A 23,485-nucleotide genomic window follows, 5' to 3' on the forward strand; every position below is an offset into this window, starting at 1 on the left:
GGCATGCGGGTCAAGGACTTGCCGAGGCGCGAGCGGCCTCGGGAGCGGCTCATGGAGAGCGGGGCGGCGGCGCTGGCCGACCGGGAGTTGCTGGCGGTGCTGCTCGGCTCCGGGTTCCGGGGAGCCAGCGCGATGGATCTGGCCGCGCGGGTGATCGAGCACTGCGGGGATCTGGACGGGCTGGTTCGATCGGAGCCGCACCGGTTGCTCACCGTGCCGGGGGTGGGCCCGGCCAAGGCGGCGCGGGTGACGGCGGCGTTCCATCTGATCAGGCGGGCCGACGCGGAGCCGGAGCGGGCCAGGATCGCCTGCACGGCGGACCTGGCGGCGGTCGCCGCGCCCATGCTGCGCGGGCATGCGCACGAGCGGCTGGTGGTGGTCGTGTGCGATGTCCGGGGAGCGGTGCTGCGCCGGACGGTGATGACCGAGGGAGGCACGGACCACACGACGGTCCCGATCCGGGAGATCGTGGCGGCGGTGCTCACGTCCGGGGGCGCGCTGTTCGGGATCGCGCACAACCATCCGAGCGGGTCGCTGGATCCCAGCGAGGACGACGTGGTGGTGACGCACCGCCTTCTGGAGGCCGCCGAGACGGTGGGCCTCCGGTTTCTCGATCATCTCATCGTCACGGATGCCGGATGGCGACGGGTTCAGATATAACGCCAATCCGGCAATCACTGGTCTCTTTACTGTCGGAAAACTCGCACACAACGGATTCCGAACGCTCACAACCCCCAAAACGCATGATCCCTACGAAAGCGCGGAAGCGCAGCCTGGCAGGGGAAAGGCATGGCATCCTCTTTCCCGCGGGCAGGCCGTCAAGGACGTCATCGGCCTTTACCCGTACATGGTTCCGCGTCCCCCGGAGGGCGTGGGGCCGTGTCGCCTGCTGCCGGGCATTCTCACTGCGGTCGAAGGCAATCCGTATCGTGGACGAGAGTGCTGGACGGGCATGTCACCCGACAGCAGGCACCCCTGCCCGGCCGGTCACCCGCGTGACCGGCCGGGCAGGACCAACCCGCGCGGTTCTCTGTCCGGTGGCCGCGCGGGACTCCGGCCCCTCCGCTGGTTCTCGGCGCCGGGCAGCCGCCCGGCGCCGAGGACTGTTCACCCCGAAGGAGGCGGACGGATCGTCCTCGACCCGGCCGGGCGTGTCGCCCAGGAAGGCGAACGGTCGCGGCAATCTCCAGGCGAGCCCGCCCTCCCAACGGTCTCTACGGCTGGGCCCTTGGCTCCTTTCCCGCAGGCCGCGGCAGGCGGGTTTCGGTGATGCCGGCGCAGGAGACTGTCGGCTCTGGCGGAACCTGTGCGACTGGGCAGCTCCGCCAGAGCCGCCCCCTCGCAAGCCCCGGCCCGAATCCAGGACTTGCGAGGGGAGCTCGACCCGGCAGGCGCAAAGGGCTGGGATGACGCCTGCCGGGAGTTCGGGGTCAGCGGGCCTCACCGCGCAGCAGCTCGGCCCAGAGGGCGTCGACGACCGCGGCCACGTCACGCCGCGACTCCTCGATCAGCAACCGCTTGTCCAGCCTGCTGATCCGGCGGATGAATCTCACTCCTCCCGCTTGACACAGCTCATAAATGACGGGCCGGCAGTCGCAGGTGTATTCACGCACCTTCATCCGCTCCGTGCGCGGCATGGCGGGGCTCCACTCGATGGGGCAGTAGACGCGTGTGACCGACTGCACGTGTGTGCCTACGCAGTCGACAAGGTTTCGAAGGCCAGAGGGCTCCACCACGAGGAAATCATACGTCTAGTTGTCTGTTGCGGTGGCAAAAGGCCAAGCTTCTGGACCAGAAAGATGAAGCGTTATGTAGAGGCTCGTCCGGCTTCGCCTATCTTGCTATACGTGCTCGACTACGATGGAGACACTCATCTTTACCTGCAGATCGCGGAAATCCTCCGTCAACGGGTCTCCGGCCTGGCGTCGGGGCACCCGGTGCCGAGTGAGGCTGACATCCAGCAGGAGTTCGGCGTCGCTCGGACCACCGCCCGGCGAGCCATTCACATCCTGCGCGAGGAAGGTCTCATCTACACGGTCCAGGGTGAGGGCGCGTTCGTCGGTGCCCCGGACGAAGCGCCGCGCAAGCCTCGCAAGGCCCCGCTCTTCCGGCAGATCGCCGGTGATCTCGCAGACCAGATCAAGGCCGGCCGGTACGCCCCCCGGCGGCCTATCCCCGCGGAGACATCCTTGCTCCAGCAGTACGACTGCGCCCGAGAAACCGTCCGCCGGGCCATGGCGCTCCTGCGCGAACAGGGATGGATCTACACCGTCCCGCAACGAGGCAGCTACGTCTCACCGCGAGAGTCGTGGCCCGAACATTGATTCGACTGGTCGTATGGAAAGGTCTAGACTTGGGTGGTGCTCGATCGCGAAGGTCCCGTCCCCCTCTACGTGCAGGTGGCCGACCTCATTGAGGCCCGCATCCGCAGCGGGGGGCTCCGCGAGGGTGACCCGGTGCCGAGCGAGGCAGCCCTGGAAACCGGCTTCACGATCGCCAGGACCACCGCACGCCGCGTAGCCAGAGAGCTGCGTGATCGCGGACTGGCCTACACACTGCAGGGTGAAGGCACCTTCGTCGGCCCTCCCTGCGTTCCCCGGCAACGCAGGACGGTTCCTCTCTACCATATAATCGCGGCCGACCTCGCGGAACGCATTGGCGAGGGCGCGTTCCGGCCGAACCGGCCGATCCCCAGCGAGAAGTGGTTGATGAACAATTACGGGGTCGCCAAAGCGACGGCTCGCGCGGCTGTCGCCCACCTCCGCAAGCAGGGATGGGTCTTCACCGTCCCGTACCGCGGAACCTACGTCTCGTCCGAGGAACGCTGGCCCACGACACGAAACGACAGGCAGACCACCGTGGTCGAGTCGTCCACCTCACAGCCTTCCGCGCGCCAGTAGGCGCGATGCGCCTCGCGCCAGTGCTCGACGTCCCTGAAGCCCTCGCCCTCACGCCGGTAGTCGAGCTCCAGCAGCCCCGCCGTGGCGCGCTTGGCTCCGGACAGGACCAGCTCGGTCAGGGCGGCGCGCATCTCGCCGGGAAGGCCCAGCTCGATGACGCGCAGCCCGTGCGCTCGCCCCCACACGGCCGGTCAGAATACCGGGATGATCTCCTCGGGGTCGATGATGTTCACCGGCACCCCTTCGAGGTCGAGTTCGGGGATGGCGGGGAAGGCGATGCCCCAGCGTTCGACGATGGCGCGGATCTTGGCCATGGCCACCCGCCAGTTGTCCGCCTGTTCCTCGTACGAGAGCACGCCGAGCCCCGCGTCGCGGGCGTGGTCCATGAGGACGCGGTGGTTGGCCAGGAAGTAGGGCGGCAGTTCCCAGAAGCCTTCCGGCGGCTCCCAGAGGATCATCGACAGGAACACGAAGCCCGCCCGCAACTGGCGGGTGATCAGGGTGCGGGTCTCGTCGGTGAGTCCCGGCCATTCGTTCTCCAGGATCGTCATGCAGATCTGGAGGTGGCGGGACTCGTCGCGGCCGATGCGCTGGAACATCTCCTGGAAAACGGGGTGCTGAGTGCCCGACGCCATGCCGCGGAACAGCGTCGAGGCGGCCATCTCGCCCATCATGAAACTGGTGAAGAGCACCGGGAGCGAGTACTTGCCCACCGCGGAGCTGTAGCCGGTCCAGTAGCGGCCGCCGTTGTGGTAGAGCCAGCCGATGTTGTTGTGCGCGGCCTTCTCCAGGTCGTCGGCGGGGCTCCAGTCGAGCGGGCCGCCGGGCCAGAGGCGGGCGATGGTGCGCTGGCAGCATTCCTCGTGGTTCATCTCGTCTCGGGTGATCGAGAAGAAGCACTTCCTGACCGGGTCCTCCTCGTGCTTCTCGAACGCCGAGATGGTGGCCCGGGCGAACACCGCCGGGCCGGAGGCGTCGAAGTTGGCCAGCACGGCGAACCAGTACATGATGCCCAGCCGCTGCTCGCGCGTGAAGTCGTCCGGATCGAGGCCGTCCCAGGGGAGGTCGGCCGGGTTCCAGACCATGCGCTTGGACTTCTCGTAGATCGCGGCGAGTTTCTCGGTCTCGACGCGCCATTCCATCGGGTAGATGTTCGGCTGCGGGATCTCCGGCGCCGGCCAGAACCCGCCTTCGGGGATCGTGAGGTCCGCCATGTGTGACACCTCCTCCCCCATCCTGCGGTCTGGCGTCACGGCTTTCAAGTACGGGCGCGCTGGGTGACGGCGACGCACACGAGCACCGCCAGTGCCGCCGCCACCGTGGCGGGGCCGTACCTCTCGCCCATCAGGAACCACGCCCACACCAGCGTGAGCAGCGGCTGGGTCAGCTGCGTCTGACCCGCGCGGGCGATGCCGCCTCTGGCCAGGCCCGCGTACCAGGGGATGAAGCCGAGGAACATCGAGATCAGTGCCACGTACGCGAAGCCCGCAAGGGCGGGCGGCGTAGGCGTGATGGGCGTGACGGCGGCCAGGACGGCGCTGACGGGGACCGTGACCGGGAGGGACAGGACGAGCGCGTACGAGACGACCTGCCAGCCGGGCGTGTGCCGGGCGAGCCGCCCGCCCACGGTGTAGCCGACGGCGGCCGAGAGGAGGGCGCCGACCAGGAGGAGATCGGGCCAGGCGGCGGTGGTCTCGGTCCGGGTGAAGGTGAAGACGGTGATGACCAGTGCGCCCGCCCCGGACGCCGCCCAGAACACCGGCCGGGGCCGCTCCCCGGCCATCAGCACGGCGCAGACGGCGGTAGCGGCGGGCAGCAGGCCGATGACGACGGCGCCGTGCGCGGTGCTCGCGCCGAGGTGCAGGGCCAGGCCGCTGAAGACGGGGAAGCCGAAGACCACGCCGAGGGAGATGAGCCCGTACGCGCGCCAGTGCGCACGGGGCGGCAGCGCCGGGAGCCCGGCGGCTTTGAGGCACACGAGCGCGACGGCCCCGGCGACGGCGGCCCGGCCGATCGCGACGAGCCAGGGGTCGAAGCCCTCCATGGCGTAGACGGTGCCGGGGAGGGAACCGGAGAAGGCGAGCACGCCGAGGAAGGCGAGCATGGTGCCCCCGCTCTCGGCGGCCCGCCGGCGCTCCCCCACAGACTCCTGGGCGGGGAGCGCTACACCCTTCGCGACAGTAGCGCTACTCTTGTCTCTCATGGATCATGATAGCAGTATCGCCCAGATCGCCGCGATGCTGCGGGACGAGATCTCCCGGCTGCGGCCGGGCGATCGGTTGCCGTCCAGCCGGGAGATCATGCGGCGGCACGGAGTGAGCCCCGTGACGGTCTCCCGGGCGCTGGGGCAGCTCGCCGCCGAGGGCAGGGTGATCACCAGGCCGGGCAGCGGGGCGTTCGTCGCCCAGCGCCGGGAGCCGGCACGGGACAGCGCCGATCTTTCGTGGCAGACGGTGGCGCTCGGTGACCGGGTGGTCGACGACGAAGCCATCGCGGCGCTGCTCTCCCCGGCTCCCGAGGGGGTGGTGCCGCTGACGAGCGGTTACCTGCCCCTGGGGCTGCGGCCGGACCGGCAGCTCGCGGCGGCGGCCGTCCGGGCGATGCGCCGGCCGGGCGTGTGGGCGACGCCGCCGCTGAGCGGGGTGGACGAGCTGCGCCGGTGGTTCGCGCTGCAGGCGGGCGGCGACGTGACGGCCGGCGACGCGCTGATCGTCAGCGGCGGGCAGGCGGCGCTCAGCCACGCCTTCCGCGCGCTGGCCGCTCCGGGCACCCCGGTGCTCGTGGAGACCCCGACCTACCCCGGCGCGCTGGCCACGGCCAAGGCGGCCGGGCTGCGGGCCACGGCGGTGCCGATGGACCAGGAGGGGGTGCGGCCCGACCTGCTGGCCGAGGCGTTCGCGGTGACGGGGGCGCGGGTGTTCCTGTGCCAGCCGACGCTGCACAACCCCACCGGCGTCACCCTCACCCTCGAACGGCGCCGCCAGGTGCTGGACGTGGCCAGGGCGGCGGGCGCGTTCGTGATCGAGGACGACTACGCGCGCTGGCTGACCCCGCAGGCGCCGCCGTCCCTGGTGTCCATGGACGGTCACGGGACCGTGGTGCACATCCACTCGCTCACCAAGATCCTGTCGCCGAGCATGCGGCTGGCGGCGGTGGTCGCGCGCGGGCCGGCGGCGCACCGGCTGCGGGCCGCGCAGTTGGTGGAGTCGTTCTTCGTGGCCCGGCCGCTGCAGGAGGCGGCGGTGGAGTTCGTCGGGTCGCCGGCGTGGCGGCGGCACCTGGCGACGGTGCACGCCGAGATCGCCACCCGCCGCGACGCGCTCGCCGCGGCCCTGGCCGCGCGGGTGCCGCGAGCGGAGCCGTACGTGCTGCCGATCGGAGGGATGCACCTGTGGCTGCGGCTGCCGGCGGAGACCGACGAGCGGGCGCTGGTGGAGGCCGCCAAGCGGAACGGGGTGCTGGTGAGCGCGGGCCGCATGTACTACCCCGCGGAGCCGCCCGGCCCGCACCTCAGGGTGACCCACATCGCGGCGGCGGGCGTGGCGGAACTGGCGGAGGGCGTCCGCCGGCTCGCGGAGTCCCTGCCCTGACCCCTCTGCGCGGCGCGGACGATCGTACGGGACGGCGGGCGGGATGTCTGTGAGGTCCGGAAGATCATGAAGCGAGTAGAGTGTTCCCCATGGAGGCGTCGGCCGAGCTGGTGCGCGATTTCGTGAACACCTACAGCGTCGAGGCCGATGCCGACGACCTGGGAACCCCCGCCGAGCTCGCCCTCTGGTTACGCGAACGGGCGCTCACCGGCCCAGGTGATCGCGCCACCGACGACGACCTGGCGCTGGCCGTGGCCCTGCGGGAGGGACTCAGGGTGGCGCTGAGGCGCGACGGCCGGCGGCCGGAGCTGCCGGTGTTGCCGCTGCGAGTGACCGTCGGGCGGCGGCCGGAACTGGCGCCGATCGGGGCCGGGGTGCCGGCCGGGCTGGCCAGGATCGCGGCGGCGGCGGCCGGCGACTCCTGGGACCGGCTGAAGGTGTGTGCCGAGGACGGGTGCCAGTGGGCGTTCGTGGACGTCACCAGGAACCGTTCTCGATCATGGTGCTCGATGCGGGTGTGCGGCAACCGCACTAAAACGCGGGCATACCGGGCGAGGAAGCAGGGTTCGCGTCCTCGCCCAGGGTCAAACACCGATACGGTGTAACTCGTGCCTTGTGGCACGAACGGCAGGCGAAGGAGCGGGCCGAGATGGCAGACGTAGGCGTCCGGGCGGCCCGGCGCGAGGATGTGCTCCAGGTGGCGAACGTGCAGGTGCGCGCCTGGCGCTACGGCTACCGGGAGTTCCTGCCCGAGGGTCCCCTCGAGCAGATGACGGGCCCGGCGGCCGAGAAGATGTGGCTGCGCCAGTGGGACGAGGCGATCGCCGCCCCGCCCACGTCCCGGCACCGCGTTCTGGTGGCGGTGGAGACCATCCTCGACACGGAGGGCTTCCCGGCGCTGGGCGTGGGCGGCGCCAACATGCCGATGACGCCCCGCGGCGGCGAGCGCGTGGTGGGCCTGGCCTCCCACTCCCCCGCCGAGGACCCCGACCTCGACCCGACCGAGGTCGCGGAGATGCTGACGCTGCTGGTCGACCCCGACTTCGTGCGCCGCGGCCACGGCAGCCGACTGCTCAACGCCACCGTCGACTACCTTCGCGAAGACGGCTACCGGCAGATCGCCACCTGGGTGTTCGCCGACAACTACCCTGTCCTCGGCTTCCTGGAGTCCGCGGGCTGGGGCGAGGACATGGCCGAGCGGGTGCTCGACATGGGACGCCCGATCCGCATGGTCAGGCTCACCACCGACATCAGCTAGAGGTCTCTGCGCAATGGCAACCCCTGCTCAATGGCTCGCGGGAGCGCGCCCGCGCACCCTGCCGAACGCGATCGTGCCGGTCATGGCGGGCACCGGCGTGGCCATCGGCGAGGGCGGCTTCAGTTGGTGGCGGGCAGTGCTGGCGCTGCTCGTGGCGCTGCTGCTGCAGATCGGCGTCAACTACGCCAACGACTACAGCGACGGCATCCGCGGCACCGACGACGAGCGGGTCGGCCCGATGCGACTGGTGGGCTCGCGGGCGGCCACCCCGCGCCAGGTGCTGACGGCCGCGCTGGGCTGCTTCGCCGCCGCGGCGGTGCTCGGGCTGGTCCTGGTGGTGGTTACGCGGGCGTGGTGGGTGCTGCTGGTGGGCGCGGCGGCGATCGCCGCGGGCTGGTTCTACACCGGCGGCAGCCGCCCCTACGGTTACCGGGCGCTGGGCGAGGCGTCGGTGTTCGTGTTCTTCGGCGTGGTGCCGGTGGTCGGCACGGCGTTCGTGCAGACCGAGCAGTTGTCGTGGGCGGCGCTGGTGGCGTCGGTGCCGGTCGGGCTGCTGTCCTGTTCGATGCTGGTGGTCAACAACCTGCGCGACGTCGCCACCGACGGGGAGTCGGGCAAGCGGACGCTGGCGGTGGTGCTGGGCGCGCCGCGCACCCGTACGCTCTACGCGGCCTGCCTGGTGGTGCCGTTCGTGGTCGCGGCGGCGATGGTGCCGCTCGCGCCCGCCGCCGCGCTCGCGGTGCTCGCCGCCCCGCTGGCGATCTCACCGGTCCGTACGGTCCTCGCCGGCGCGGCCGGGCCAGCACTGATCACGGCCCTGCAGCAGACGGGCAGACTGCAACTCGCGTACGGGGCGCTCCTGTCCATCGGCCTGGCCGTCTCGCTCTGACCTCAGGGACGTTACCTTTCCCTTGTCCTGGGCAGTCCATGACCGGTAGGCGTAAAGCCCTGTCGTTCAGAGGTTGACTGGTCCGCCGGCCTACCGGTCCAGAGGCTTCATACGCGAGGTTAAGGCGTTGGACCCGCTCAATCCCCACACGGTGGACGCAGCGTTCGGGCGGTCACTCGGCGAGATCCTCACCGTCGCGGCCGGTGCCATGCCCGGCGGCCCGCCGGCGAGCCTGGTCCTGGCCGGAGAGGACGGCCCGCGCACCGTGGCGTCCTCCGTCCCCGGCGCGGCCGTCCTGGACGCCCTGCAGTTCGGCGTCGGCGTGGGCCCGTGCCTGGAGGCGCTCGCCAGCGGCGAGGCCGTCTGGTCCGACGACCTGGCGGGCGAGACCCGCTGGGGCGGCCTGTCCGCCGAGTTGGCCGCGCAGGGCGTCCGGAGCGTCCACGCGCGACCGCTGACCTTCGACGGCCGCGTCCACGGCACGCTGAACCTCTACGCGGAGCGGGCGGGCGGCTTCCCCGCCGAGACGCTGACCGTGTCCGCCGTGACCGCCGGCCAGGCGGCGGTGCTGTATGACGCGGTGCGGCGGGCCGCCCGGCTGGACGAGGTCATCGCCCAGCTCCGCGAGGCGCTCGACAAGCGGGCGGTCATCGACCAGGCGCTCGGCATCATCATGGCCCGGCGGCAGTGCACCGCCTCGGCGGCCTTCGACCTGCTGCGACGCGGATCGCAGCAGCGCAACGTGAAGGTGCACCAGGTAGCCGCCGACCTCGTGGAAGCGGTCACCGGCCAGCCCCCGCAGCCGTCCCGCTTCCACGACCCGCCCGCTGCCTGCAACGCGAGCCGGACCGTGCCTCGATAGTTCCCCGCTTCCCAGCGGTACCGATCCTGCTACGCTCCCGTCAGCGCGGCTTCAGCCGAGGGTCGCCGCCATGGCCACGCGGGGCGCCACCTCGATGCCCATCTCGCGCTCGCGGGCCACCAGCGCGCGCAGCTCCGGCCCCCATGAAGGCTCCGGCCACACCACGAAGCCGTGGCGCTCGTACCAGGGCGCGTTCCACGGCACGTCCCTGAACGTCGTCAGCGTCACCGCGGGCGTCCCCGCCGCGCGGGCGTGGTCCAGCACCGCCTCGATCAGGCGTCCGCCGATGCCCTGCCGCATCCGGTCGGGGTGGACGGCGAGCTGCTCCAGGTGGAGGTTGCCGTCGACGCGGGAGAGGAGCGCGAAGCCGGCCGGCGGGTCGCCCTCGACGAGCACCGAGGACGGGTCGCGGACCTCTTCGATCATGGTCGTGCCGGCCGGGAAGGTGATGCCCACCTGCTCGAAGAGCCCGTCGGCGGCCACCTCTACGGCGGCCAGGCCGGGCAGGTCCCCGGCGTCGGCCCATCTCACCATGGCGACACGATCTCACGCGTCCGTGGCTCGCCGCCTCCGGATATCGGGGCGACGGTCTATCGGGGCGACGGTCAGAGGTCGAGCAGGCGCTCCAGGCCCACGGTCAGCCCCGGCAGCTCGCCCACCCGCCGCACGCCGAGCAGCACGCCGGGGGTGAACGCGGCGCGGTCCATCGTGTCGTGGCGGATGGTGAGGGTCTCGCCGCCGCCGCCGAGCAGCACCTCCTGATGGGCGATGAGCCCGGCCAGGCGAACGGCGTGCACGCGGACGCCGTCGACGTCGGCGCCGCGCGCCCCGTCGAGCTCGGCGCTGGTGGCGTCGGGCATGGGGCCCACCCCGGCCTTGGCGCGGGCCTCGGCCACCAGCTCGGCGGTGCGCCGGGCGGTGCCCGAGGGGGCGTCGGCCTTGTTGGGGTGGTGCAGCTCGATGATCTCCACGGAGTCGAAGTGGCGGGCGGCCTGCTGGGCGAAGTGCATCATGAGCACGGCCGCGATGCCGAAGTTGGGGGCGATCAGGCAGTTGGTGCCGGGCGAGCTCGCCAGCCAGTCCCGCACGGCGTCGAGCCGCGCGGCGTCGAAGCCGGTGGTGCCGACCACCGGATGGATGCCGTGGGCGATCGCCCACTCCAGGTTGCCCATCACCACGTCGGGATGGGTGAAGTCGACCACCACCTCGGCGCCTTCGAGGCCCTCGATCGGGTCGTCCTTGTCGATCGCGGCCACCAGCTCCAGGTCGGAGGCCGCCTCGACCGCCTTGCACACCTCGACGCCCACGCGGCCGCGGGCGCCGAGCACACCTACCTTGATCACGGGCTCAACCCTATACCAGAGGTCTCAGGCGATGGCGTGGGAGAAGTCCTTGTCGCCGTACGGGCCGATCACGGCGAGCGTGAGCGGCCGGTTGAACACATCGCCGGCGACCGCGGAGATCTCCTCGGCGGTGACCGCCTCGATGCGGGCCAGGACCTCGTCCACCGACAGCAGCTCGTCGTACACCAGCTCGTTCTTGCCGATGCGGGACATGCGTGAGCCGGTGTCTTCGAGGCCGAGCACGAGGCCGCCGCGCATCTGGCCCTTGCCGCGGACGATCTCCTCCTCGGTCAGGCCTTCGGCCACCACCCTGGCCACCTCGTCCCGGCAGATCTTGAGCACGTCGTCGATCTTGGAGGGGAGGCAGCCGACGTAGATGCCGAACTGGCCCGTGTCGGCGTAGGCGGAGGTGTAGCTGTAGGCGGAGTAGGCCAGGCCGCGCTTCTCCCTGATCTCCTGGAAGAGCCGCGACGACATGCCGCCGCCGAGCGCGGCGTTGAGCACGCCGAGGGCGAAGCGCCGCTCGTCGGTGCGGGCCATGCCGGTCGTGCCGAGCACCAGGTTGGCCTGCTCGGTCGGCCGGTCGAGGACGCGCACGCCGGATCGGGTCTCGGCGCCGGGGCCGCTGGTGCGCGGCGGGGCGGACGTGGCGGGGCCCTGGAGGGCGCCCGCCCGCTCGTAGGCCCGCGCGACGAGCTCCACGACGTCCTCGTGGCGGATGTTGCCCGCCACGGAGACGACGGTGAGCGGCGGCTGGTAGTAGCGGCCGTAGTACTCGGCGATCCGGTCGCGGCCGAGCGCGTTGATCGAGTCGGCGGTGCCGAGGATCGGCCGGCCGATCGGCGAGTCACCGTAGAGTGCCACCGCGAACTGCTCGTGCACCACGTCGGACGGGTCGTCGTCGTGCATGGCGATCTCCTCCAGGATCACGCCGCGCTCGGACTCGACGTCCTCCCGGTCGATGAGCGAGCTGGTCACCACGTCGGCGAGGACGTCCACCGCGATCGGCAGGTCCTCGTCGAGCACCCGCGCGTAGTAGCAGGTGTACTCCTTGGCGGTGAAGGCGTTGATCTCGCCCCCGATGCCCTCGATGGACGCCGAGATCTCCATGGCGTCCCTCGTGGGCGTGCCCTTGAACAGCAGGTGTTCCAGGAAGTGGGTGGCCCCCGTGTGTTCGGGGTCCTCGTCGCGTGAGCCGATGCCGACCCACATGCCGACCGCGACGCTGCGCACGGTCGGCATGGTCTCGGTCACCACGCGCAGGCCTCCGGGGAGGGTGGTGCGCTTGACCACCCCCGCGCCGTCACGGCCGGGGTGCAGCGTGGTCGTGGTCACGGGGCCTCCTTCGCCGGCCCCGCGACCACGGCGCCGTGTCTGTGTGTCGCCGTCACGAGTTGCGGTCGTCACCCTCGGAGCCGCTGCCGCGAGTGCGGACGCGGGTGCGGGTGCGGCGCGGACGGTCGGACTTGTCGCCGCCGTCGGCCGCGGAGGCCGCGGGGGCCGCGGGGCCCTCGGCCTGGCCGTCGTCGCCGGACTCGCCCCTGGCCTCCTTCTCGGCGGCCTCTTTCTCGATGACCTCGACGGGCACCAGCGACAGCTTGCCGCGCTGGTCGATCTCGGCGATCTCCACCTGGACCTTCTCGCCGACGCTCATGACGTCCTCGACGTTCTCGATGCGCTTGCCGCCGTGCAGCTTGCGGATCTGGGAGACGTGCAGCAGGCCGTCCTTGCCGGGCATGAGCGAGACGAACGCGCCGAAGGCGGCGATCTTCACGACCGTGCCCAGGTAGCGCTCGCCGACCTCGGGCATGTGCGGGTTGGCGATCGCGTTGATCGCCGACCGCGCGGCCTCGGCCGAGGTGCCGTCGGTGGCGCCGATGTAGATGGTGCCGTCGTCCTCGATGGTGATCTCGGCGCCGGTGTCGTCCTGGATCTGGTTGATCATCTTGCCCTTCGGGCCGATGACCTCACCGATCTTGTCGACCGGGACCTTGATGGTGATGATGCGCGGCGCCGTCGGGTTCATCTCCGCCGGGGAGTCGATGGCCTCCTGCATCACCTCGAGGATCGCCAGCCGGGCGCCCTTGGCCTGCTTGAGCGCGCCCGCCAGGACCGAGGCGGGGATGCCGTCGAGCTTGGTGTCGAGCTGCAGGGCGGTGATGACGTCCCTGGTGCCGGCGACCTTGAAGTCCATGTCGCCCATCGCGTCCTCGGCGCCGAGGATGTCGGTCAGGGTGACGTAGGTGTCGCCCTCGCCGATCAGGCCCATCGCGATGCCCGCGACCATCTCCTTGAGCGGCACGCCGGCGTCGAGCAGCGACATCGTGGACGCGCAGACCGAGCCCATCGAGGTCGAGCCGTTGGAGCCGAGCGCCTCGGAGACCTGGCGGATCGCGTACGGGAACTCCTCGCGCGACGGCAGGACCGGGATCAGCGCCCGCTCGGCGAGCGCGCCGTGACCGATCTCGCGCCGCTTGGGCGAGCCCACCCGGCCGGTCTCACCGGTGGAGTAGGGCGGGAAGTTGTAGTTGTGCATGTAGCGCTTGGTCCGCTCGGGGTTGAGCGTGTCGATGACCTGCTCCATGCGCAGCATGTTGAGGGTGGTGATGCCCATGATCTGGGTCTCGCCGCGCTCGAACAGGGCCGAGCCGTGCACCCGGGGCACCACGTGGACCTCGGCGGACAGCGCGCGGATGTCCTTGGTGCCGCGGCCGTCGATGCGCACGCCCTCCTTGATGACCCGCTCGCGCATGAGCTTCTTCATCAGCGAGCGGAAGGCGGCGGAGATCTCCTTCTCGCGGCCCTCGAACTCGGGCAGCAGCTTCTCGCCGGCCAGGGCCTTGACCCGGTCGAGCTCGTTCTCGCGCTCCTGCTTGCCGGCGATGGTGAGCGCGGCGGCCAGCTCGTTCTTCACCGCGGCCTCCACGGCGGCCAGGACGTCGTCTTGGTAGTCGAGGAAGAGCGGGTACTCGGCGGTCTCCTTGGCGGCGACCCGCGCGATGCGGGACTGCGCCTCGCACAGCACCTTGATGAACGGCTTGGCGGCCTCAAGGCCCTCGGCCACGGTCTCCTCGGTGGGCGCGACCGCGCCTTCGGCGACCAGCTTGAGGGTGTCGCGGGTGGACTCGGCCTCCACCATCATGATGGCGACGTCGCCGTCGGCGAGCACCCGCCCGGCCACGACCATGTCGAACGTGGCCCGCTCCAGCTCGTGGTGGGTCGGGAAGGCCACCCACTGGCCCTCGATCAGGGCGACGCGGACGCCGCCGATCGGGCCGGAGAACGGCAGGCCGGCGAGCTGGGTGGACAGCGACGCGGCGTTGATCGCCACCACGTCGTAGAGGTGCTCGGGGTTGAGCGCCAGGATGGTGGCGACCACCTGGATCTCGTTGCGCAGGCCCTTGACGAACGAGGGGCGCAGCGGCCGGTCGATCAGCCGGCAGGTGAGGATGGCGTCCTCGGACGGCCGGCCCTCACGGCGGAAGAACGAGCCGGGGATGCGGCCCGCGGCGTACATGCGCTCCTCGACGTCCACGGTGAGCGGGAAGAAGTCGAGGTTCTCCCGCGGCTGCTTGGACGCGGTGGTCGCGGACAGCACCATCGTGTCGTTGTCGAGATAGGCGACGGCGCTGCCGGCCGCCTGGCGCGCGAGTCGGCCGGTCTCGAACCGGATTGTGCGTGTGCCGAAAGAGCCGTTGTCGATGACGGCTTCAGCGGTGTGGACACCCTCCACGGGGGACCTCCTTGGTCAGTCGGTCTCCCGCGCCCATTTCACCGGCACCCTCGTGCGTCACGGGAATGGTGCCGCCCCACCGTCATGACAGGTGGAGACTTTCGGCGGCAGTCCGTCGTACGGACTTCCCATGTGTAGGTGCAGCGCCGGTCTTCGATCGAAGCGCCCGGTCATATACCGGAAGCCACTACCGAGGACCGGCCCGCAGGCGTCGCGGGTCGCATGGTGCTGAGCGGACGCGGGGGCTTTCAGTGTCTCGGTTATTCAGTTGTACGTCAGGCGCGCGGCCCTCGGCCACGGGACTCGCCGGACGAATAGCAGAAGGGAGCGGCGTCCTCCGCCGCTCCCTTCTATGTTATCGGCGCAGGCCGAGTCGCTCGATGAGCGAACGGTAACGCGCGATGTCGACATTCTGCAGGTACTTCAGCAGGCGACGGCGGCGGCCCACGAGGAGCAGCAGGCCACGACGGCTGTGGTGGTCGTGCTTGTGGGTCTTGAGGTGCTCGGTCAGCTCGCTGATGCGCTTGCTCAGCAGGGCGATCTGCACCTCGGGGGACCCGGTGTCACCGTCGGTCGTCGCGTATTCGGCGATGATGGTCTTCTTGGCAGCGGTGTCGAGCGACACGGCTCTCCTTACGAGCTACGGGCACGCGCGGATGTGAAGGTGCGAACGACCGTGCGTGCCTACAGTCGCCGCGTCGAAGGCCTTCAGGGCAGCGCACGGCGCCGCCGTCACAGAGCCGACATGTAAGACTACCATCACGGAACCGATGCCCGCGCGAAGGCGCGCAGCCTACACGTACTGCGCCACGTACTCCCCCGCGGGCTCGATGGGCTGGATGACGTCGATGAGGACCCCGTTGGGGTCGGCCACGATGAAGTGCCGCTGGCCGAAGTCCTCACTGCGCAGCGGCAGCGCGGGGGCGAGCCCCTCGCCCGTGACGAGCCGCTCCCACTCGGCGTCGGCGTCGCCGACCTCGAAGTTGAGCAGCAGCCCGGCCGCCTTCTTACGGTACCCCTCGGGCAGCGTGGGGTGCATGTGGTCGAGCAGGGCCAACTCGTACGCGTCGCGCCTGAGGCTGATGTACCAGTCGGCTTCGAAGGTGACCTCGAACCCGAACAGCCGCACGTAGAAGTCGCGCGACTCGGCCACCTTGTCGGTGCAGATCACCGGATAGAAGCTGGTCAGCTCCATGATCCCTCCTGTTCGCATACCGTCGGTATGTGAAGGTACACTAGTTCGCGTACCATCGGTATGTCAACAGGGACGGGCGCCATGACGAGAACCAGGGCCGAGCAGCGCGAGGCGACCAGGCGCGCGCTGGTCGCGGTCGGCAGGCGGCTCTTCGCGGGCAGGGGCTACGCCGCGGTGGGCCTGGCGGAGATCGTGAGGGAGGCGGGGGTGACCAAGGGCGCGCTCTACCACCACTTCGACGGCAAGGCGGCGCTGTTCCGCGCGGTGCTGGAGGAGGTGCAGCAGGAGATGGGGGCCCGGGTGGCGGCCGAGGCCGACGCGGAGGGCGACCCGTGGGAGCAGCTCAAGGCCGGATGCGCCGCGTTCGTGCGGGCCGCCGCCGACCCCGACGTGCAGCGGATCATGCTCATCGACGGCCCGGCCGTGCTCGGCTGGAACGAGTGGCGGGCGATAGACGAGGCCACCTCCGCCCGCCACCTGGGCGAGGCGCTCGCGGCGCTCGCCGAGGCGGGCACGATCGCGCCCCACCCGGTCGCCCCGCTCACCCGGCTGCTGTCGGGGGCGATGAACGAGGCGGTGCTGTGGCTGGCCCAGCCGCAGGCCCGGCCCGGCGACCTGGACGACACGCTGGCCGCGCTGTCACGGCTGCTGGACGGGCTGAAGGTCAGGACGTGAGGCGGCGGACCTCGTCGACGTCGGCGTGGATCTGGCCGACGAGCTCCTCGATCGAGTCGAACCGGGTGTTGCCCCGCAGCCTGGCGGCGAAGTCGACCGCCACGTGCACCCCGTACAGGTCCAGGTCGTCGCGGTCGAGCGCGTACGCCTCGACCGTGCGCGGCACCCCCTCGAACGTCGGGTTGGTGCCCACCGAGATCGCGGCCGGCCAGCGCTCGCCCTCGTAGAGGGCGGGCAGGTTGGCCACGGGCACGCACTCCAGCCACCCCGCGTAGACCCCGTCGGCCGGGATGGCGGTCTGCGGCGGCGTCTCGACGTTGGCGGTCGGGAAGCCGAGCTGCCGGCCGCGCTGGTAGCCGCGCACCACCACGCCCTCCACCCGGTGCGGCCTGCCCAGCCCGTCGGCGGCGCCGGCCACGTCGCCCGCGACCAGCCGCTCGCGGATCAGCGTCGAGGACACGCCCTCGACCAGCGGCACCCCTTCGGCCGCGAAATCGTACTTCTCCCCCAGCGCGCGCAGCGTCTCGACGTCGCCCGCCGCGTCGTGGCCGAACGAGAAGTCCGCCCCCACCACGACCGCCGCCGCGCGCAGCCGCTCGGCGAGCACCGTCCGCGCGAACTCCGCCGGGCCGAGCCTGGCCAGCTCCAGGGTGAAGGGCAGCACGACCACCTCGTCCACGCCCAGCTCGCGCAGCAGGCCGGACCTGCGCTTGGCCGTGGCCAGGCGCAACGGCCGGTAACCGGGGCGCACGACCTCCTCGGGAGGCGGCTCGAAGGTCAGCGCGACCGTGCGCAGGCCACGCTCGGCGGCGGTCTCCACGGCCCGCTCGACCACCCGCCGGTGGCCGCGATGCACGCCGTCGAACACGCCGATCGTGACGACCGACCGCTCCGAATCCCGCACGCCCGCCCCCATTCCCCTCATCCCGGATCGACCCTCCAAGACTGCCATGCGCCGTCCCGTCGCCCGCAACCGAGGGCGGTACGATCCGCTGCATGCCTCGATACGCGCTGCTGATCCTGCCTGCCTTCAACCGGGTCTACGCCGACAGCGCGCCCCGCCTGACCCGCGCCGAGCTGGCCGTCTTCGCCGAGCGCGGGCTGACGGCCGACGTGCCCGCCATCGAGGAGACCCGCATCGGCGGGCTGCCGTACGTCACCTTCACCACCTCGGCGCCGCTCTCCGGCGCGGACGTGGCGCTGCTGTCCAACCTGTCGTCGGTCTACGCGCTGTTCGAGGTGGAGGGCGAGCTGCTGCGGCCGGTGGAGCTCAGCCCGCTCGACCGGCTGAGCAGCGACCTGCTCACCATCCAGAAGTACGCCGGCAAGACCAACGAGCACTTCACCAAGCTGCTGCTCAACGTCACCGTGCTGGCCTCCGGCTTCCCGCTCGGCGGCGGGCTCGCCGTCCTCGACCCGCTGTGCGGCCGCGGCACCACCCTCAACCAGGCCCTCATGTACGGCTACGACGCCTACGGGCTCGACCACGACGGCAAGGACTTCGAGGCCTACTCCGGGTTCCTGCGCACCTGGCTGAAGAACAAGCGGCTCAAGCACACCGCCGAGACCACGCCCGTACGCCGGCAGCGGGCGCTGGTCGGGCGGCGGCTGGACGTGGTGTTCGGCGTGACCAAGGAGGCCTACAAGGCGGGCGAGACCCAGAAGGTCACCGTGGTCAACGCCGACACCGTGCGCGCCAGGGAGTTCTTCAAGCCGCACTCCTTCCACGCCGTCGTCACCGACGCGCCCTACGGGGTGCAGCACGGCAGCAAGGGCGGCGCGGGACTGTCGCGCAGCCCGCTGGAGCTGCTGGAGCGCGCCGTCCCGGGCTGGGCCGAGCTGCTGAAGCCCGGCGGCGCGCTGGGCGTCTCCTGGAACACCTACGGCGGCGGCCGCGACGAGCTGGCCCGGATCCTCACCGGAGCGGGCCTCGACGTGGTCGACCATCCCGACTTCGAGCACTGGGTCGACCAGGCGATCGTGCGCGACATCATGGTGGCGCGCAAGCCCGGCTAGGAGACGAAGACGGCCAGCGGCTTCGACAGCCGGCCCTGCTCCTCCACCAGCGCCAGCAGCTCGCCGTCGGGGCCGAACATGCCGATCGGGCCCTTGCCCAGCCCGGCCGCGGGCAGCCGGCCGCCGTGCCTGACCACCCTGGCCTCCTCCACGCTCACGTCCCGGCGCGGGAACGCCGCCGCCACGGCCTCGCCGATCGGCAGGATCTCGCACTTCTCCGCGAGCTGGTCGAGGGTCCTGGCCCGGTCGAGCCCGTACGGGCCGACGTGGGTGCGGCGCAGCGCCGTCAGGTGGCCGCCGACGCCGAGCCCGGCGCCCAGGTCGCGGGCCAGGGCGCGGATGTAGGTGCCGGACGAGCAGCGCACGGTGGCGTCCACGTCGACCACGTCCCCCTGCCGCCGGAGGTCGCCGATCGCGAAGTCGTACACGGTCACCGGCCGCGCGGCCAGCTCCACCCCTTCACCGGCGCGGGCCAGCTTGTAGGCCCGCTCGCCGTTGACCTTGATCGCGCTCACCTGGGGCGGGATCTGCATGATCTCGCCGGTGAGCGCGGCCACGCCCTCCCGGATCCGCTCCTCGGTCACATCCGCGGCCGAGGAGGTCGCGGTGACCTGGCCCTCGGCGTCGTCGGTGTTGGTGGTCACGCCCAGCCGGATCGTGGCCGTGTACACCTTCTGGGTCAGCGCCAGGTGCCCGAGCAGCCTGGTCGCCTTCTCCACGCCGACCACCAGCACGCCGGTCGCCATCGGGTCGAGCGTGCCGGCGTGCCCGACCCTGCGGGTGCCGGCCAGGCGGCGCAGCCTGGCCACCACGTCGTGGGACGTCCACCCGGCGGGTTTGTCGACGATGATCAAGCCGCTTTCGGCCATCACGCCTCTCTCAGCAGGGCCCGGAACTTCGCCATCGTGGCGTCGGGACTGTCGTACGAGGTGAAACCGGCCGCGTTGTGGTGGCCGCCGCCGCCCAGCGCGGCGCACACGTGCGCCACGTCCACGCGGCCCTTGGAACGGGTCGACACCTGCCAGGCGCCCTGGTCGTCCTCCTTCAGCACCGCCGCCACGTCGGCGTCGTCGGTGCGCCGCACCACGTCGATGATGCCTTCGAGCTCCGAGTACGGCAGCCCGTACGCGGCCCGGTCGACCCGGGTCACGTACGTCCACACCAGGCCGTCGTCCAGCACGGCCCGGTCCAGCGCGGAGGCCAGCACCTTGAGATAGCCGAACGGGGCGCGGTCCCACAGCTCCCTGGCGATCTCGTCGGTGTGCAGCCCGGTCGCCACCAGCCGGGCCGCCATCTGGTGCGCGGCCGGGCTGGTGGAGGAGTGGCGGAAGGAGCCGGTGTCGGTGACCAGCCCCGCGTACAGGCAGGTGGCGATGTCGCGGTCGAGCGAGCCGCCGAGCCGGTAGATGAGCTGCTCGGCCAGCATCGCGGTGGCCGCCGCGCGGGCGTCGATGAGGTCGACGGTGCCGAACCCGTCGTTGGACGGGTGGTGGTCGACCACGATGAGCGCGCGTGCCCGGCGGACGCTGCCCTCCAGCAGCCCCAGCCGGGCGACGGACGGCGAGTCGAACGTGATCATCAGGTCGGGGGCAGCCGGGAAGCGGTCGGGCGGCACCAGCATGTCCTGCCCCGGCAGGAACCGCAGCAGGCGCGGCACGGTGAAGTCGCGGTCGCCGAACGAGGCGGACACCCGCTTGCCCATCGAGCGCAGCACGAACCCGACAGCCAGCATCGAGCCGAGCGCGTCGCCGTCCGGCGAGATGTGGCAGGCGAGCGCGACCTCGTCGGCCTCCGAGATGAGGCGGACCGTCCGCTCCCACGCCTCCTCCGACACGGTGACGGAACCGCTCCTGGCCGGGCGGCCCCGCCTGTCGCGTACGTCGGGTGTCACGGCGCCGCGGGCCCGTCCGGCTCGTCGTCCTCCGGCTTGCGGTACGGGTCGGCCTCGCCGGCGTAGGAGGCGCTCTCCGCCCGGCGGGCCACCTCGGCGTCCCGCGCCCGCGCGGCCATGATCAGGTCGTCGAGCTGGCGGGCGCTGTCGGGCAGGGGGTCGTGCTTGAACGTCAGCGTCGGGGTGAAGCGCACCCCGGTCTGGCGGCCCACCTCGGACCTGATGATCCCCTTGGCGCTCTCCAGGGCGGCCGCGCTGTCGGCACGCTCGGCCTCGGAGCCGAACACCGTGTAGAAGACCGTCGCCTCACGCAGGTCGGCGGTGATCCGCGTGTCCGTCACGGTGACGAAGCCCAGACGCGGGTCCTTGATCCGGCGCTCCAGCATCTCGGCGACGATCTGCTGGATGCGGTCGGCGAGCTTGCGGGCTCGTGCTGCATCCACCATGTTCGCTCCCCCTTCACGCACGACCGGCGGTCGCGCTGTCGTTCAGTCTTCGTCGTTGTAGAGCCGCTGCCTGGCGGACAGGAGCTCGATCTCGGGGCGAAAGGCCACCAGCCGCTCGCAGGAGTCCATCACCTCTTTGCAGTTACCCGCGGAGGCGGAGATCACCGCGATGCCGACCTCCGCCCTCCTGTGAAGGTCGAGATGGCCGACCTCGGCCACGGCCACGGCGGGAAAACGCCGCCGCAATTCGGCGACCAGGGGACGCACGACAGATCGTTTCTGCTTCAGCGACCGCACGTCGCCGAGCAGGATGTCCAGGGTCAGGGCACCCACATACATCGTTGGCAGCCGCCGCTTGCACTGGTGTCGAGCGCACGCCGGGCCGGTGCGGCGAAGGACCGGCCCAGGCGCGCGTAAGGCGCCCGGCGGATGACCCGCCGGGCGCCCGGCCACGGGTCAGGCCCGCGGCTTCTCCCGCATCTCGAACGTCTCGATGACGTCCTCGATCCTGATGTCGTTGTAGCCGACGCCGATGCCGCACTCGAAGCCCTCGCGGACCTCGGTCGCGTCGTCCTTGAACCGGCGCAGCGACGACACGGTCAGGTTGTCCGCGATGACGACGCCGTCGCGGATCAGCCTGGCCTTGCTGTTGCGGGTGATCACGCCCGAACGGACCAGAGAACCGGCGACGTTGCCGATCTTCGGCACCTTGAAGACCTCGCGGACCTCCGCCGTGCCCATCTGGACCTCTTCGAACTCGGGCTTGAGCATGCCCTTGAGCGCCGCCTCGATCTCCTCGATCGCCTGGTAGATGACCGAGTAGTAGCGGATGTCGACGCCCTCGCGCTCGGCCAGGTCGCGCGCCCGGGGCTCGGGGCGCACGTTGAAGCCGATGATGACCGCGTTGTCGTCGGCGACGGCGAGGTTGACGTCGTACTCGGTGATCGCACCGACGGCGCGGTGCAGGACACGGAGCCTGACCTCGTCGCCGACGTCGATCTTGAGCAGGGCGTCCTCCAGCGCTTCCACCGAACCGGACACGTCACCCTTGATGATGAGCTTGAGCTCGTCGACGCGACCCTTCTCCAGGTCGCTGAACAGCTCTTCGAGGGTGCGCCTGCGGCTCGACTTCGCCATGTCGGCGCTGCGCTTGCGCGCCGCGCGCTGCTGGGCGATCTGCCGGGCCATCCGGTCGTCGGCGACCACGATGAAGTTGTCACCGGCGCTCGGCACCGCCGTCAGACCCATCACCAGGACGGGACGCGACGGGGTGGCCTCCTCCACCGGCTCGCCGGTGTCGTCGAGCATCGCCCGGACGCGGCCGTAGGCCTCGCCACAGACGATCGAGTCGCCGACGCGGAGCGTGCCGCGCTGGACCAGGACCGTCGCGACGGGGCCGCGCCCCTTGTCGAGGTTGGCCTCGATCGCGATGCCCTGCGCGTCCATCGTCGGGTTGGCCCGCAGGTCGAGCTCGGCGTCCGCGGTCAGCAGGATGGCCTCGAGCAGGTCGTCGATGCCCTGGCCCTTGAGCGCGGAGATGTCGACGAACAGCGTCGAGCCGCCGTACTCCTCGGCCACCAGGCCGTACTCGGTGAGCTGGGCCCTGACCTTGCTGGGGTCGGCGCCCTCCTTGTCGACCTTGTTGACCGCGACCACGATCGGCACGTCGGCCGCCTGGGCGTGGTTGAGCGCCTCGATCGTCTGCGGCTTCACGCCGTCGTCGGCCGCGACCACCAGCACCGCGATGTCCGTGGACTTCGCGCCTCGGGCACGCATGGCGGTGAACGCCTCGTGACCCGGGGTGTCGATGAAGGTGATCTTGCGGTCTTCGCCTTCGTGCTGGGCCGCGACCTGGTAGGCGCCGATGTGCTGGGTGATGCCACCCGCCTCGCGCGCCGCGATGTTGGTCTTGCGGATCGCGTCGAGCAGCTTGGTCTTACCGTGGTCGACGTGGCCCATGACGGTGACGACCGGGGGCCGCGCGGCCAGGTCGGCCTCGTCGCCCTCGTCCTCGCCGAACTCGATGTCGAAGGCCTCGAGAAGCTCGCGGTCCTCCTCCTCGGGGCTGACGACCTGGATGTTGTAGTCCAGCTCGGCGCCGAGCAGCTGCAGCGTCTCCTCGTTGACCGACTGCGTGGCCGTCACCATCTCGCCGAGGTGCAGCATGATCTGCACCAGCGACGCGGGGTGCGCGCCGATGCGGTCGGCGAAGTCGGACAGCGACGCGCCGCGCGGGAGCCGGATCGTCGCGCCGTTGCCGCGCGCTACCTGCACACCGCCGATCGCCGGCGCCGACATGTTGTCGAACTCCTGGCGCCTCTGACGCTTGGACTTGCGGCCACGGGCCGGACGGCCGCCGGGACGACCGAAGGCGCCCGCCGTGCCGCCGCCGCGGCCACGGCCACCGCCGCCGGGACGACCGGCGAAACCGCCGCCACCGCCACCGGGACCACCGGTGCCCGTGCGCTGGCCACCGCCGCCGGGACGACCGGCGAAACCGCCGCCGCCACCACCGGGGCGACCGCCGCCGCCACCGGGACGACCGCCACCGCCGCCCGGACGACCGCCGCCGCCACCGGGACCACCGGGACGGCCACCGCCGCCACCGGGACCGGCCGGACGGCCCTGCGGCATCATCATCGGGTTGGGACGCGGGCCACCGGGACGCGGACCGCCCGCACCGGGGC

Annotated in this window: 26 protein-coding genes; 10 read left to right on the top strand and 16 right to left on the bottom strand. The window is 71.3% G+C overall.

What is annotated here, in order from left to right:
* The first annotated feature begins 3 nt into the window (after positions 1–3).
* Complete coding sequence (locus OUY22_RS10485; protein ID WP_270154651.1) at positions 4–660, top strand: JAB domain-containing protein; 657 nt, start codon at positions 4–6, stop codon at positions 658–660.
* A gap of 770 nt (positions 661–1,430) precedes the next feature.
* Here the strand turns inward: OUY22_RS10485 and OUY22_RS10490 are convergent.
* On the bottom strand, positions 1,431–1,553 hold the full coding sequence (locus tag OUY22_RS10490) for a hypothetical protein (protein ID WP_270154652.1): 123 nt from the start codon (positions 1,551–1,553) through the stop codon (positions 1,431–1,433).
* A 294-nt stretch (positions 1,554–1,847) separates the two neighbouring features.
* Between OUY22_RS10490 and OUY22_RS10495 the strand changes: the two genes are divergently transcribed.
* Together OUY22_RS10495 and OUY22_RS10500 are read left to right on the top strand one after the other, a co-directional pair.
* Positions 1,848–2,324 carry a GntR family transcriptional regulator gene (locus OUY22_RS10495; protein ID WP_270154653.1) on the top strand — a complete coding sequence of 159 codons (477 nt, stop codon included), beginning with the start codon at positions 1,848–1,850 and terminating at the stop codon, positions 2,322–2,324.
* Positions 2,325–2,399: 75 nt separating this feature from the next.
* On the top strand, positions 2,400–2,900 hold the full coding sequence (locus OUY22_RS10500) for a GntR family transcriptional regulator (RefSeq protein ID WP_270154674.1): 501 nt from the start codon (positions 2,400–2,402) through the stop codon (positions 2,898–2,900).
* Here the strand turns inward: OUY22_RS10500 and OUY22_RS10505 are convergent.
* From OUY22_RS10505 to OUY22_RS10515, 3 genes are read right to left on the bottom strand one after another with little or no spacing between them, the layout of a single operon-like run.
* Positions 2,804–3,085: an ASCH domain-containing protein gene (locus tag OUY22_RS10505; protein WP_270154654.1), complete on the bottom strand. Its 282-nt coding sequence runs from the start codon at positions 3,083–3,085 to the stop codon at positions 2,804–2,806. The two genes, OUY22_RS10500 and OUY22_RS10505, sit on opposite strands and share 97 nt — an antisense overlap.
* A 6-nt stretch (positions 3,086–3,091) precedes the next feature.
* Positions 3,092–4,114 (bottom strand): hypothetical protein, encoded by a 1,023-nt coding sequence (locus OUY22_RS10510; protein WP_270154655.1) that lies wholly within the window; start codon positions 4,112–4,114, stop codon positions 3,092–3,094.
* Positions 4,115–4,158: 44 nt separating this feature from the next.
* Entirely contained in the window at positions 4,159–5,043 is an 885-nt protein-coding gene (locus tag OUY22_RS10515) for a DMT family transporter (protein WP_270154656.1), read from the bottom strand.
* 58 nt (positions 5,044–5,101) lie between these two features.
* Between OUY22_RS10515 and OUY22_RS10520 the strand changes: the two genes are divergently transcribed.
* From OUY22_RS10520 to OUY22_RS10540, 5 genes are all read left to right on the top strand, one after another.
* Positions 5,102–6,490: an aminotransferase-like domain-containing protein gene (locus tag OUY22_RS10520; protein WP_270154657.1), complete on the top strand. Its 1,389-nt coding sequence runs from the start codon at positions 5,102–5,104 to the stop codon at positions 6,488–6,490.
* Positions 6,491–6,579: 89 nt separating this feature from the next.
* Positions 6,580–7,095 carry a CGNR zinc finger domain-containing protein gene (locus OUY22_RS10525; RefSeq protein ID WP_270154658.1) on the top strand — a complete coding sequence of 172 codons (516 nt, stop codon included), beginning with the start codon at positions 6,580–6,582 and terminating at the stop codon, positions 7,093–7,095.
* Positions 7,096–7,139: 44 nt separating this feature from the next.
* Positions 7,140–7,748: a GNAT family N-acetyltransferase gene (locus OUY22_RS10530; protein ID WP_148033600.1), complete on the top strand. Its 609-nt coding sequence runs from the start codon at positions 7,140–7,142 to the stop codon at positions 7,746–7,748.
* Between the two features lie 13 nt (positions 7,749–7,761).
* Positions 7,762–8,637 (top strand): 1,4-dihydroxy-2-naphthoate polyprenyltransferase, encoded by an 876-nt coding sequence (locus tag OUY22_RS10535; RefSeq protein WP_270154659.1) that lies wholly within the window; start codon positions 7,762–7,764, stop codon positions 8,635–8,637.
* A gap of 151 nt (positions 8,638–8,788) precedes the next feature.
* Positions 8,789–9,499 (top strand): GAF and ANTAR domain-containing protein, encoded by a 711-nt coding sequence (locus OUY22_RS10540; RefSeq protein ID WP_270154660.1) that lies wholly within the window; start codon positions 8,789–8,791, stop codon positions 9,497–9,499.
* Positions 9,500–9,550: 51 nt separating this feature from the next.
* Here the strand turns inward: OUY22_RS10540 and OUY22_RS10545 are convergent, their stop codons facing one another.
* From OUY22_RS10545 to OUY22_RS10570, 6 genes are all read right to left on the bottom strand, one after another.
* Positions 9,551–10,033: a GNAT family N-acetyltransferase gene (locus OUY22_RS10545; protein ID WP_270154661.1), complete on the bottom strand. Its 483-nt coding sequence runs from the start codon at positions 10,031–10,033 to the stop codon at positions 9,551–9,553.
* A gap of 71 nt (positions 10,034–10,104) precedes the next feature.
* The gene (gene dapB / locus OUY22_RS10550) at positions 10,105–10,842 is read right to left on the bottom strand and encodes a 4-hydroxy-tetrahydrodipicolinate reductase (RefSeq protein WP_270154662.1); all 738 of its coding nucleotides are present in this window, start codon (positions 10,840–10,842) and stop codon (positions 10,105–10,107) included.
* A gap of 24 nt (positions 10,843–10,866) precedes the next feature.
* Positions 10,867–12,177 (bottom strand): M16 family metallopeptidase, encoded by a 1,311-nt coding sequence (locus OUY22_RS10555; protein ID WP_270154663.1) that lies wholly within the window; start codon positions 12,175–12,177, stop codon positions 10,867–10,869.
* 52 nt (positions 12,178–12,229) lie between these two features.
* The gene (locus OUY22_RS10560) at positions 12,230–14,575 is read right to left on the bottom strand and encodes a polyribonucleotide nucleotidyltransferase (RefSeq protein ID WP_270154664.1); all 2,346 of its coding nucleotides are present in this window, start codon (positions 14,573–14,575) and stop codon (positions 12,230–12,232) included.
* Between the two features lie 355 nt (positions 14,576–14,930).
* A complete protein-coding gene (gene rpsO, locus OUY22_RS10565; protein WP_270154665.1) occupies positions 14,931–15,200 on the bottom strand; it encodes a 30S ribosomal protein S15 in 270 nt (89 codons plus the stop codon).
* Positions 15,201–15,368: 168 nt separating this feature from the next.
* Positions 15,369–15,770: a VOC family protein gene (locus tag OUY22_RS10570; protein WP_270154666.1), complete on the bottom strand. Its 402-nt coding sequence runs from the start codon at positions 15,768–15,770 to the stop codon at positions 15,369–15,371.
* An 81-nt stretch (positions 15,771–15,851) separates the two neighbouring features.
* Here OUY22_RS10570 and OUY22_RS10575 point away from each other — a divergent pair, with 81 nt between their 5' ends.
* Positions 15,852–16,445 (top strand): TetR/AcrR family transcriptional regulator, encoded by a 594-nt coding sequence (locus tag OUY22_RS10575; RefSeq protein ID WP_270154667.1) that lies wholly within the window; start codon positions 15,852–15,854, stop codon positions 16,443–16,445.
* Here OUY22_RS10575 and OUY22_RS10580 read toward each other — a convergent pair.
* Entirely contained in the window at positions 16,435–17,361 is a 927-nt protein-coding gene (locus tag OUY22_RS10580) for a bifunctional riboflavin kinase/FAD synthetase (RefSeq protein WP_270154675.1), read from the bottom strand. The two genes, OUY22_RS10575 and OUY22_RS10580, sit on opposite strands and share 11 nt — an antisense overlap.
* Positions 17,362–17,441: 80 nt before the next feature.
* Between OUY22_RS10580 and OUY22_RS10585 the strand changes: the two genes are divergently transcribed.
* Complete coding sequence (locus OUY22_RS10585) at positions 17,442–18,461, top strand: TRM11 family SAM-dependent methyltransferase (RefSeq protein ID WP_270154668.1); 1,020 nt, start codon at positions 17,442–17,444, stop codon at positions 18,459–18,461.
* On the opposite strand, the gene truB is transcribed toward OUY22_RS10585, so the two are convergent.
* The 5 genes from truB to infB all read right to left on the bottom strand — a co-directional run.
* The gene (gene truB / locus OUY22_RS10590; protein WP_270154669.1) at positions 18,458–19,330 is read right to left on the bottom strand and encodes a tRNA pseudouridine(55) synthase TruB; all 873 of its coding nucleotides are present in this window, start codon (positions 19,328–19,330) and stop codon (positions 18,458–18,460) included. The genes OUY22_RS10585 and truB overlap by 4 nt on opposite strands.
* The gene (locus tag OUY22_RS10595; RefSeq protein WP_270154670.1) at positions 19,330–20,352 is read right to left on the bottom strand and encodes a DHH family phosphoesterase; all 1,023 of its coding nucleotides are present in this window, start codon (positions 20,350–20,352) and stop codon (positions 19,330–19,332) included. Before OUY22_RS10595 ends, truB begins: the two co-directional genes overlap by 1 nt.
* Positions 20,349–20,798, bottom strand: coding sequence for a 30S ribosome-binding factor RbfA (gene rbfA / locus OUY22_RS10600; protein ID WP_270154671.1), 450 nt, complete (start codon positions 20,796–20,798; stop codon positions 20,349–20,351). The genes OUY22_RS10595 and rbfA overlap by 4 nt, the downstream gene beginning before the upstream one ends.
* Positions 20,799–20,840: 42 nt before the next feature.
* On the bottom strand, positions 20,841–21,137 hold the full coding sequence (locus tag OUY22_RS10605; RefSeq protein WP_270154672.1) for a DUF503 domain-containing protein: 297 nt from the start codon (positions 21,135–21,137) through the stop codon (positions 20,841–20,843).
* A gap of 117 nt (positions 21,138–21,254) precedes the next feature.
* Positions 21,255–23,485, bottom strand: a 2,231-nt coding sequence (gene infB / locus OUY22_RS10610) for a translation initiation factor IF-2 (RefSeq protein ID WP_270154673.1), incomplete at its 5' end; no start/stop codon positions are given.

Origin of the sequence: Nonomuraea corallina, assembly GCF_027620315.1 — a bacterium.
In the GTDB taxonomy this organism is placed as follows: Bacteria; Actinomycetota; Actinomycetes; order Streptosporangiales; family Streptosporangiaceae; genus Nonomuraea; species Nonomuraea corallina.